The sequence below is a fragment of the Nocardia sp. bgisy118 genome (genome assembly GCF_057708605.1).
On the sequence record NZ_JBYISM010000049.1, the window covers coordinates 18,858 to 29,732 of the forward strand.

General features: G+C 69.1%; 10 protein-coding genes. 6 read left to right on the forward strand and 4 right to left on the reverse strand.

All coding sequences use genetic code 11. The features are described 5' to 3' along the window. Positions 1-38: 38 nt before the first annotated feature. Positions 39-1,805 carry a malto-oligosyltrehalose trehalohydrolase gene (gene treZ / locus AC3EO7_RS36695; protein ID WP_431972214.1) on the reverse strand — a complete coding sequence of 589 codons (1,767 nt, stop codon included), beginning with the start codon at positions 1,803-1,805 and terminating at the stop codon, positions 39-41. Between the two features lie 169 nt (positions 1,806-1,974). On the opposite strand from treZ, the gene AC3EO7_RS36700 reads away from it, so the two are divergent. Then, the gene (locus AC3EO7_RS36700; RefSeq protein ID WP_431972235.1) at positions 1,975-2,535 is read left to right on the forward strand and encodes a class I SAM-dependent methyltransferase; all 561 of its coding nucleotides are present in this window, start codon (positions 1,975-1,977) and stop codon (positions 2,533-2,535) included. 3 nt (positions 2,536-2,538) lie between these two features. Here AC3EO7_RS36700 and AC3EO7_RS36705 read toward each other — a convergent pair whose 3' ends face one another. The 3 genes from AC3EO7_RS36705 to AC3EO7_RS36715 all read right to left on the reverse strand — a co-directional run bounded on the left by AC3EO7_RS36705 (position 2,539) and on the right by AC3EO7_RS36715 (position 7,028). Beyond that, positions 2,539-2,940 carry a hypothetical protein gene (locus tag AC3EO7_RS36705; protein ID WP_431972213.1) on the reverse strand — a complete coding sequence of 134 codons (402 nt, stop codon included), beginning with the start codon at positions 2,938-2,940 and terminating at the stop codon, positions 2,539-2,541. 280 nt (positions 2,941-3,220) lie between these two features. After that, the gene (gene dnaE / locus AC3EO7_RS36710) at positions 3,221-6,766 is read right to left on the reverse strand and encodes a DNA polymerase III subunit alpha (protein ID WP_431972212.1); all 3,546 of its coding nucleotides are present in this window, start codon (positions 6,764-6,766) and stop codon (positions 3,221-3,223) included. 97 nt (positions 6,767-6,863) lie between these two features. Beyond that, a complete protein-coding gene (locus tag AC3EO7_RS36715; RefSeq protein WP_431972211.1) occupies positions 6,864-7,028 on the reverse strand; it encodes a hypothetical protein in 165 nt (54 codons plus the stop codon). Positions 7,029-7,072: 44 nt separating this feature from the next. Between AC3EO7_RS36715 and AC3EO7_RS36720 the strand changes: the two genes are divergently transcribed. The 5 genes from AC3EO7_RS36720 to AC3EO7_RS36740 all read left to right on the forward strand — a co-directional run. After that, entirely contained in the window at positions 7,073-7,528 is a 456-nt protein-coding gene (locus tag AC3EO7_RS36720; protein ID WP_431972210.1) for a hypothetical protein, read from the forward strand. 63 nt (positions 7,529-7,591) lie between these two features. Next, positions 7,592-8,791, forward strand: coding sequence for a sensor histidine kinase (locus AC3EO7_RS36725; RefSeq protein ID WP_435593726.1), 1,200 nt, complete (start codon positions 7,592-7,594; stop codon positions 8,789-8,791). Between the two features lie 75 nt (positions 8,792-8,866). Continuing rightward, positions 8,867-9,661 (forward strand): LytR/AlgR family response regulator transcription factor, encoded by a 795-nt coding sequence (locus AC3EO7_RS36730; protein ID WP_431972208.1) that lies wholly within the window; start codon positions 8,867-8,869, stop codon positions 9,659-9,661. Continuing rightward, complete coding sequence (locus tag AC3EO7_RS36735) at positions 9,658-10,023, forward strand: hypothetical protein (protein ID WP_431972207.1); 366 nt, start codon at positions 9,658-9,660, stop codon at positions 10,021-10,023. The genes AC3EO7_RS36730 and AC3EO7_RS36735 overlap by 4 nt, the downstream gene beginning before the upstream one ends. 1 nt (position 10,024) lies before the next feature. Further along, positions 10,025-10,875 (forward strand): sodium:solute symporter family transporter (locus tag AC3EO7_RS36740; RefSeq protein WP_435593727.1); only part of this gene is annotated, 851 nt, incomplete at its 3' end.

The window sequence follows — 10,875 nt, forward strand, 5'->3', positions numbered from 1 at the left end:
CCAGGGCAATGGTCCTGTCCGGGACAGTTGACGTACCGTTACCCGGGATTCGGTTCGGTCACGGCGCTTTTCGCGGTCGCGAGCGAATCGGCGAGCAGCGCGAACGAGTGCGCGGGAATCGTTGTGCCCGTTGGCCCTTCGGTCGGCGGCTCCCATGACAGCAACGAGAACCCGGTGACCGGCACCCGCACTGGATCTTCCGACAGGTTGCACACCAGACGGAGCGAGCCACGATGAAGGACAAGCCATCGGGACCGTTCATCGTAGTCCACTCGCACGTGCGACATCAATGGATCGGTCAAATCCGGATGTCGTCTCCGCAACGCGAGCAGCGCGCGATAGCAGGCGAGCAGCCTGGCGCGCGCGGGATCGGCGAGTTCGGACCAGTCCAGCTTGGAGCGTTGAAATGTGGCGGGATCCTGCGGATCGGGCACGTCCTCGCTCGGCCAGCCGTGCTCGGCGAACTCGTCCTTGCGCCCGGCCGCGGTGGCCGCGCCGATCTCCGGGTCGGTGTGCGAAGTGAAGAACTGGAACGGCGTGCGCGCACCCCACTCCTCCCCCATGAACAGCATGGGGGTGAACGGCGAACACAGCACGAGCGCCGCCTTGACGGCGAGCTGGCCGTCGGTCAGGTACGCGCTCGGCCGGTCGCCGAGCGCCCGGTTGCCGACCTGGTCGTGGGTGCAGGTGTAGGCGAGCAGCGCCGAACCGGGTACCACCGATCGGTCGAGCGGACGGCCGTGCACGCGGCCGCGGAAGCTGGAGTATGTGCCCGCGTGGAACCAGCCGTGCGTCAGGGTGCGCGCCAGACAGGCCATCGAGCCGAAATCGGCGTAGTAGCCCTGCCGCTCACCGGAGACCGCGGTGTGCACGGCGTGGTGCAGGTCGTCGTTCCACTGTCCGGCCAGCCCGTGGCCGCCCGCCGCGCGCGGTGTGATCAGGCGCGGATCGTTGAGATCGCTTTCCGCGATCAAGGTCAGCGGCCTGCGCACGTGCGCGGCCAGGCGTTCGGTCGCGGCGGCCAGCTCGGCCAGCAGGTGGGTGGCGGTGCGGTCGACCAGCGCGTGCACGGCGTCCAGCCGCAGTGCGTCGAGGTGGAAATCGCGCAGCCAGCGCAGCGCGTTGTCGATGATGAAGCGGCGCACCTCGTCCGAGGCGGGGCCGTCCAGGTTGAGGCTGCGGCCCCAGGTGTTGCGGCCCTCGGTCAGATAGGGACCGAAGCGGGGCAGGTAATTGCCGGACGGTCCGAGGTGGTTGTAGACGACGTCCAGGCAGACCGCCAACCCGCGCGCGTGACAGGCGTTCACGAACCGTTGCAGGCCGTCGGGACCGCCGTAGCTCTCCTGCACCGCGTACCAGAGCACGCCGTCGTAGCCCCAATTGTGGGTGCCGTCGAAGGCGTTCACCGGCATCAGCTCCACCACGGTGACGCCGAGGTCGACGAGATGATCCAGGCGTTCGATCGCCGTGTCGAAGGTGCCACCGGGGGTGAACGTTCCGAGGTGCAGCTCGTAGAAGACCGCGCCCGCCAGCGGTCGCCCGGTCCAGTCGCCGTCGGTCCACGCGCTCGGATCCAGTGCGTGCACCGCGGAGCGCCCGTGCACGCCGTCCGGCTGACGAGCCGAGCGCGGGTCGGGCAGCACGGTCGGATCGTCGTCGAGCAGGTATCCGTACCGCGCCCCGTCCGGCGCGTCCCGCTCGACGCGCCACCACCCGTCGGCCGAGCCACGCATCGGGTGCACAGTGCCGTCGAGATCGAGCCGCACCGCGCCGGCCTCGGGCGCCCACACCTCGAAGACAGTCATCGCGCCAGCATCGCACGCCCGGCCGCCGACCTCATCCCGTCGACCACCGTGGCGCGTTACGGACGGCGATCGAGCGGCACTGGCGCACCGGCACTCGGACTGCGAGAGTGAACGGGTGGGACTGTACGAGAATCAGGTCGTGCCCCGGCTCGTGGAATTCGCCTGCGGCATGCGGGTCAACGAGCCGCAGCGCTCGCGGGCCTGCGCCGGGCTGCACGGCCGGGTGGTCGAGATCGGCTTCGGCTCCGGACTGAACGTGCCATTCTACCCGGCGGCCGTCGAATCCGTCAGCGCGGTCGAGCCCGCCGACCTCGGCTGGAAGCTGGCACGCAAGCGGCTCGACCGCGCCACCGTGCCGATCGAGCGGGCCGGTCTGGACGGGCAGTCGCTGCCGTTCGCGGACAACACCTTCGACTCCGCGCTCTCGACCTGGACGATGTGCACCATTCCGGATGTCGCGACCGCGCTGGCCGAGGTGCGCCGGGTGTTGATACCGGGCGGGACCCTGCATTTCGTCGAGCACGGCTTGGCCCCCGATCCCAAGGTCCAGGCGTGGCAGCACCGCCTGAACCCGATCGAAAAGGCGATCGCGGGCGGCTGCAATCTGGACCGTGACATCAGGGGCCTGGTGCAGGCCGCGGGGTTCGAGATCCGCGACCTCGACGTGTTCTACGGCGAGGGACCGAAGTTCCTCGCCGCATTGACGCTGGGGGTCGCTGTCTCCCCGTAGCCCCTAGTGGATTTCGACGTGCAGCGTGTAGCTGGCGTTGCCACGGGTCGGCGCGACGAGCACGCGGTACACGCCGTCGTAGGGCAGCACGATCTCGGTCCAGGTCTCCTCGACCGCGAGCACCAGTCCGTCGGGGGCGGACACGCTGAAGTTCACGTTGTCCTCCAGCGCGACGATGGCCGTCTTCAGCAGCTGTCCGCCGCGCGCCTCGAGCAAGTAGCTGTCGGCGTCGCCGCGCACGACCGCCCCGTCCAGGGTGGCCTCGCTGGTGCCCGGCGCGAATTCGATTTCCGCGTAGACCCCGGCCTGTGCGGCGCCCGCACCCGCGACGGCGAACACCAGGGTGGCCGCGAGAGCGGTGAGCGCGACGAGCGCCGCGCGGAAGGGACGGAGGATTGCTGCCATGATCGTTGTCCTGTGGTGAGAGGGGATTCGGAACGATGCCGAGTCTTACCCCGGCGGCTTGTCATCGGCTGAAGACACGGTTAAAGCACCGTCCAGCGGCCGTTTTGCCGGTGGCGAGCATCTACAACACCTTTAGTGCTGTGGTCGGACCAGTTGCACCGCAAGCCGTCCCGCACTACCACCGCGCCTCCCACCGACGCCCTGGTCAGCAGCGCACACTGACCGCGCCTCGCGACGAGCGGCCGCCGAATCCCGGAGCGGATCCGGCGGCCGTCGTCGGTCAAATGGTCAGGCAGCTGGGGCCGAGGAGTGCCTTGAGATCGCCGAAGAGAGCCGAGGACGGGGAGACTCGCAGGCTGTCGTCGAGTTTGAGCAGGGTGGTCTTGTCGCGGGCGCCGACGTGGCGGACGTGCACGTCGGAGGTGCCGGGGTGGCGGGACAGCACGCGCTTGAATTCGCCGATCTTGTCCGGGGTGCACATGCGGGTGGAGATGGTCACCGCGAGCGGCTTGGCCACGCCGATGGAGGACAGGTCGGGGACCGCGAGGTCGTTGGCGATCAACGAGATTCGGTCGTCGCGCACCGAGACGCGCGCTTTCACCAGCACCACCGCGTCCTCGACCACGTCGGCGCCGTACACCGAGTACGCCTGCGGGAAGAACAGCACCTCGATGCCACCGGTGAGGTCTTCCAGCTGGGCCGAGGCCCAGGCCAGGCCGTTCTTGTTGATGCGCCGGTTCACCGAGGCGAGGATGCCGCCGATGGTGACCTGCGCGCCGTCCTTCACGTCGCCTTCGAGAATGGTGGGGATCGGGGTGTCGGCCTGCGCGGCGAGCACGTGCTCCACGCCGTTGAGCGGATGCCCGGAGACGTAGAGGCCGAGCATCTCCCGTTCCAGCGCCAGCTTGTGCTTGGACTCCCATTCCTCGTCCGGCACCGCGACATTGAACACCGAGGCCACCGACTCGTCGGCGTCCATACCGCCGAACAGGTCGAACTGCCCGATCGCCTCGGCCTTCTTGGTGGTCATCACCGCGTCGATGGCGTCGGAGTGGATGAGCAGCAGGCCCTTGCGCGGATGCCCGAGCGAGTCGAAACCGCCCGCCTTGATGAGGGATTCGGTGACCTTCTTGGTGCAGGCGATGGCGTCGATCTTGTTCAGGTAGTCGGAGAAATCGGTGAACTTCGATTTCTCCTTGCGCGCCTGGATGATCGAGGCCACCACGTTGGCGCCGACATTGCGCACCGCGCCGAGACCGAAGCGGATGTCCTTGCCCACCGAGGCGAAGTTCTGCTCGGACTCGTTGACGTCCGGCGGCAGCACCGTGATGCCGAGCCTGCGGCAGTCCGACAGGTAGACCGCGGCCTTGTCCTTGTCGTCGCCGACGGAGGTGAGCAGGCCCGCCATGTATTCGGCCGGGTAGTTGGCCTTGAGGTAGGCGGTCCAGAAGGAGACCAGGCCGTAGCCCGCGGCGTGCGACTTGTTGAACGCGTAGCCGGCGAACGGAAGGATGGTGTCCCACAGCGCCTTCACCGCGCCCTCGGAGAACCCGTTCGCGGTCATGCCCTCGTGGAAGCCCTTGTACTCGGCCTCCAGCACCTCGAGCTTCTTCTTACCCATGGCCTTGCGCAGCGCGTCGGCCTTGCCCATGGAGTAGGAGGCGACCTTCTGCGCGATGAACATGATCTGCTCTTGGTAGACGATCAGGCCGTAGGTCTCGGCCAGGATGTCCTTGAGCGGTTCCTCGAGCTCCGGGTGGATCGGCTTGATCGGCTGGCGGCCGTTCTTGCGGTCGGCGTAGTCGTTGTGCGCGTTCATGCCCATCGGGCCGGGGCGGTACAGCGCGAGCACGGCGACGATGTCGTTGAAGCCGGTGGGCTGCATGCGGCGCAGCAGGTCGCGCATCGGCCCGCCGTCGAGCTGGAAGACGCCGAGAGTGTCACCGCGAGACAGCAATTCGTAGGTGCCCGGATCGTCCAGCGGCAGGTTGTCCATGTCCAGGTCGACGCCGCGGTTGGCGCTGATGTTGTCCAGCGCGTCACCGATGACGGTGAGGTTGCGCAGACCCAGGAAGTCCATCTTCAGCAGGCCGATGGCCTCGCAGGACGGGTAGTCCCAGCCGGTGATGATCGCGCCGTCCTGCGGGCGGCGCCACACCGGGATCGCGTCCATCAGCGGCTCGGAGGACATGATCACCGCGCAGGCGTGCACGCCCGCGTTGCGAATCAGACCCTCCAGGCCGCGGGCGGTCTCGTAGATCTTGGCGACATCGGGATTGTTCCCGATGAGCTCGCGGACCTCGGCGGCTTCCTTGTACCGCTCGTGATCGGGATCCATGATGCCCGAGAGCGGGATGTCCTTGGCCATGATCGGCGGCGGCAGCGCCTTGGAGATCTGGTCGGCGATCGCGAAACCGGGCTGGCCGAACTGGACTCGCGCGGAGTCCTTGATGGCAGCCTTGGTCTTGATGGTGCCGAACGTGATCACCTGGGCGACCCGGTCGCTGCCCCACTTCTCGGTGGCGTAGCGGACCATCTCACCGCGGCGGCGATCGTCGAAGTCGATATCGATATCGGGCGCGGAGGGCCGCTCGGGGTTCAGGAACCGCTCGAACAGCAGGCCGTGCGGAATCGGGTCGATATTGGTGATGCCGAGCGCGTAGGCGACCAGCGAACCGGCCGCCGAACCACGGCCGGGGCCGACGCGGATGCCGACCTCCTTCGCGTGGGTGACGAGGTCGCCGACGACGAGGAAGTAGGCGGGGAAGCCCTTCTGCCGGATGACGTCGAGCTCGAAGTAGGCGCGGTCGTAGTACTCCTGCGGCACGCCGGAGGGGAACCGGCGATCGAGGCCACGGTCGACCTCCTTGCGCAGCCACGAGTCCTGGTCCTCGCCCTCCGGCACCGGGAACACCGGCATGCGGTCCTTGAAGTTCCACACGTCGTCGTAGGACTGCACCCGCTCGCCGATGCTCACGGTGTTGTCGCACGCGCCGGGTACCTCGGCCTCCCACAGCGCGCGCATCTCGTCGGCCGACTTCAGGTAGTAGCCGTCGCCGTCGAACTTGAAGCGGGTCGGATCGGAGAGGGTCTTGCCGGTCTGCACGCACAGCAGCGCCTCGTGGTTGGCCGACTGATCCTTCGTCACGTAGTGACAGTCGTTGGTGGCCAACGGCGGAATGTCCAGCTGCTTGCCGATGTGCAGCAGTCCTTCGCGGACCCGCCGCTCGATGGACAGGCCGTGGTCCATCACCTCGAGGAAGAAGTTCTCCTTGCCGAAGATCTCCTGCCACTTGGCCGCGGCCTCCAGCGCCTCGCGGTCGTGACCGAGGCGCAGCCGGGTCTGGACCTCGCCGGACGGGCAGCCGGTGGTCGCGATGATGCCCTCGGCGTACTGCGCGATGATCTCCTCGTCCATGCGCGCCCACTTGCCGAGCTGTCCCTCGATGGAGGCCAGTGAGGAGAGCTTGAACAGATTGCGCAGGCCGGTCGCGGTCTCGGCGACCATCGTCATGTGGGTGTAGGCGCCGGAACCCGAGACGTCGTCGCCCTTCTGGCTCGGGTCGCCCCACTGCACGCGCTTGGTGTCGAACCGGGAGGCGGGCGCGATGTAGGCCTCGATGCCGATGATCGGCTTGATGTCGTGTTTCTTGGCGGAGTTGTAGAACTCGGCCGCGCCGTACATGTTGCCGTGGTCGGTCATGCCGACCGCCGTCATCCCGAGTCGCTTCGCCTCGGTGAACAGCGGAGAGATCTTGGCCGCGCCGTCGAGCATGGAGTACTCGGTGTGGTTGTGCAGGTGAACGAACGATCCGGACTCGGCCAAGACAGTCCTTCCTCCCAAGGTCTCGACGGGGGTTGGAGCAACGAGTCTATGCGCCCCCTGCGACAAGGTTTCGCACCGGCACGCGCCGCCAGGATGATCATCGGCGCGTCGTGAAGAAGATCACCGGCGCGTCGCGATCGGCCGCCCAGATCGGCCGGGAAATGCCGTCCGCGACGGCGCCGGAGACAGCGTGCGCGCGCGCTGCGAGATCGATCGAAAGCGCCCAGACGGCGCGCTCGGTATTGGTAGTGTGCCTCCGCATATGCAGGGCCGACTATCCGCGACTATCGGATCGAGGTGTCCACGTTGATCACCAAGATGACCAGCACGTTAGCCGTAATTGCTCCGGCCGCCGCCGCGCTCACCGCGGCCGCGCTCACCCTCACCGCCGCGCCCGCCGCGGCCGAGAGCAGCAAGTTCGTGACCGTCTACTCGATGACGAACGGTCTGTGCATCGCGCAGATCGACGCGTCGGTCAACGGGGACGCCTACCCGGAGTCCGCGGCGTTCACCGTGGCCTCCACCATGTGGGGCGTCGGAAATTGCAGCCTCCCGGTGACTTTGAACTGGCGCAATACCGCCACCGGCGCAACGGGTTCGGTGACGCGCACGCCCAACGGCCCCGGCTACTGGATGAACGACGGCAAGTCCGCGATCTTCAGTCCCGGCGTCGGAGACTTCACCGCCACCATCACGCTGGGCGCGGCGCACCTTCCCCAGCCGGGAACCGTCAACTTCACGGTCTCCAAGTACCAAGGCTGACCCGCACCCGTCCACCCGCACGGCCGATAATCGGATCATGATCGGTCGATTCGCTGTGGTCCGGTGACCGCGACCGCGGTCGCCGTGGTCGCGGCGGCGCTGGTGGCGGGCGGCGCTCTGCTGGTGTGGCTGCGCACGCGGCGGGTCGTCACCACGCCCGCCGAACGCGCCGTGCACTCGGCGCTGCACACCGCCTCGCTGGCGGCCGTGCCGCTGCGCCGCGGGCTCACCGACCGGTCCGCGCAGGAGGCCGCTCCGCACCTGCGTGCGCTGACCGGCGCTGCGGCCCTCGGCGTCGCCGATGCCGTGGGCGAGGTGCTGGCCTGGGACGGATCGCACGCCGATCTCGTCGAGGCCTTCGCCGACGCCGCGCGGCGGGCTGTCGCGAGCGAACGGCCGGTGCTGGTGGCCGGTCCCGGCCAGGGCGAGCACGGCGCGCGGACGCTGATCGCCCAGCCGCTGCTGATCGAGAACAGCGGCGCAGCGGGCGCGCTCGGGGTGGTCACCGGCGGCAAGCCCGGCCCCGGACTGCTCGGCGCGCTCGCCGAGGTGGCCCGCTACGCCTGCGGCCAACTGGAACTGGCCGAACTCGACGCGTCCCGAGCCCGGCTGGACCGCGCCGAGGTGCGCGCGCTGCGGGCGCAGATCAGCCCGCACTTCATCTACAACGCGCTCAACACCATTGCCTCGTTCGTGCGCACCGATCCGGCGCGGGCCAGGGAACTCATTCTCGAATTCGCCGACTTCACCCGCTACTCCTTCCGCGCCGCAGGCGAATTCACTGTGCTGTCCGACGAACTGCGCAACATCGAGCGCTACCTGGCGTTGGAGCGAGCCCGCTTCGGCGACGCACTCCAGGTGCGGCTGCGGATCGCGCCCGAGGTGCTCGGCGTCGTGCTGCCCTTCCTCGCGCTGCAACCGCTGGTCGAGAACGCGGTGCGGCACGGCATCGCGGGCAGGCAGGGCGGCGGCACCATCGCCATCGTGGCCACCGACGCGGGCACCGATTGCCTGATCAGCGTCGAGGACGACGGCGCGGGCATCGATCCGGACCTGCTGCGTTCCGGCGCACTCGACGCGATCGAATCCGGTTCCGGCCCGGCGGGTTCCGGCGAGTCCGCGCACGTCGGGCTGGCCAACGTGGACGACCGGCTGCGGGCGGCCTTCGGCAACGACTACGGGTTGGTCGTGGAGACCGCGCCCGGCGCGGGCACCAAGGTCAGCCTGCGGGTGCCGAAGTTCCGCCCCGGCGTGCGCGCCTGACGCGTACCGCGCGATATCCGCTGGTCGGGATATCCGAAACGCGTCCGATCACCATGCCTTTACCATGAAAAGGTTGTGACGCAGAACACCGAAAGGCAAGCGGGCCCGCTGCGCGTGCTCGCCGTGGATGACGAGAAGCCCGCTCTGGACGAGCTGGTGTACCTGCTGCGCACCCAGCAGGGAGTGGGCGAGATCCACACCGCGGGCGAGGCGACCGGCGCGCTGCGGGTGCTGCGTACCCATCCGGTCGACGCGGTCTTTCTCGACATCAACATGCCCGGACTCGACGGCATGGAGCTGGCGGGCATCCTCTCCGAGTTCGCCAACCCGCCCGCGGTGGTGTTCGTGACCGCGCACGACGACCGTGCGGTGAGCGCGTTCGATCTCGGCGCGGTGGACTATCTGCTGAAGCCGCTGCGCGAGGCGCGCCTTGCGGAGGCGGTGCGGCGCATCGGCCAGACGCGCGCCGCTCCCCCGCCGCCCGCGGCGCCGCGCGCCGACCCGAACGCGGTCATCCCCGTCGAACTGGGCGGCGTGACCACTCTGGTGCACCGGTCCAGCGTGAGCTGGGTGGAGGCGGACGGCGATTACGCCAGACTGCACACCAGCGCGGGCTCGCACCTGGTGCGCATCCCGCTCTCCGCCCTCGAATCCCGCTGGGAGAACGCCGGTTTCCTGCGCGTGCACCGCTCCTACCTGGTGGCGCTGCGGCTGGTCACGGGCCTGCGCACGGTGGGAAGCGGCACGGTGGTGTGCCTGCGCGCCGAGGGCAGCGCGGCGGCAGTGGAACTGCCCGTGAGCCGCCGCCAGGTGCGCGAACTCAAACAGCGGCTCGTGCACGGGCCGCGCCACACCTGGACGAACCGGTGACCGGGCCGCAGCGGCCCGCGCGGCAACGGGTGGTGCTCGCCGAGCGGCGTGGCGCGCGGCGGGTGCGCACCCGGGCGGAGGTGGCCGAGCAGACCGAGATCGGGGAAGCCTTGATCGGCGGACTCATTCGTGCCCAGCTCGGCCTCGCGTTGCGACTGGCGCTGGTCACGGTCCTGGCGCTCGGCTCGGTTCCGCTGCTGCTGAGCATCGAGGCGCTCGGCTCGGCCGTGGTCCTGGGCGTGCGGCTGCCCTGGCTGCTGCTCGGCGTCGCGGTGTTCCCGGCGCTGTACGGGGTGGGTCGCCTCTACGTCCGGCTGTCCGAGCGCAACGAGGAGGATTTCCTCGACCTGGCCGGGGACTGACGTGGGCGCGCCCGCCCTGACCGTCGCGGCCCTGCTGCTCGCGGCGCTCGCCACCGTGGCCATCGGCGCGTACGGCGTGCGGCTCTCGCGGACCACCTCCGATTTCCTTGTCGCGTCGCGCAGCGTGAGTCCCGGCTGGAACGCGGCGGCGATCTCCGGCGAATATCTCTCGGCCGCCTCGTTTCTCGGTGTGGCAGGACTGATCGCGAAGTACGGCGCCGACGCGCTGTGGTATCCGGTGGGATTCACCGCGGGCTACCTGGCGCTGCTGCTGTTCGTCGCCGCCCCGCTGCGCCGCTCGGGCGCGTACACGGTGCCGGATTTCGCCGAGTTCCGGCTCGGCTCGGTACGTTTGCGCAGGCTGGCCGCGGTGGTGGTGGTGCTCGTGTGCGCGGTCTATCTGATCCCGCAGTTCCAGGGGGCCGGGCTCACCTTGCGGATTCTGCTCGGCGTGCCGAGCTGGGTCGGGGCCGTCGCGGTCGGGGCGATCGTGATCGCCAATGTCACCGGCGGCGGGATGCGGTCGATCACGCTGGTCCAGGCGTTCCAGTACTGGCTGAAGTTCACCGCCGTCGCGCTGCCCGCGCTGGTATTACTCGGCCATTTCCTGGGCCAGGACCGTGAGCTCGGCACGGCCGCGCCGCCGGTGGTCACCGAGCGCACCACGGTGGACATCACCACCGACGTGGTGGTGCAGGTCGGTGCGGGTCAACAGGTTTCGATCGTGGGCACGGTGGACGGCCGCCGCGTCGACGGTCCGGTGGCGTTGGCGCCGGGCGAGCACGAGCTGGCCGCGGGTACCGAGCTGGTGCTCGAATCCGGTTCCGCGGTCCCGGTGGTGGGGGGGGGGGA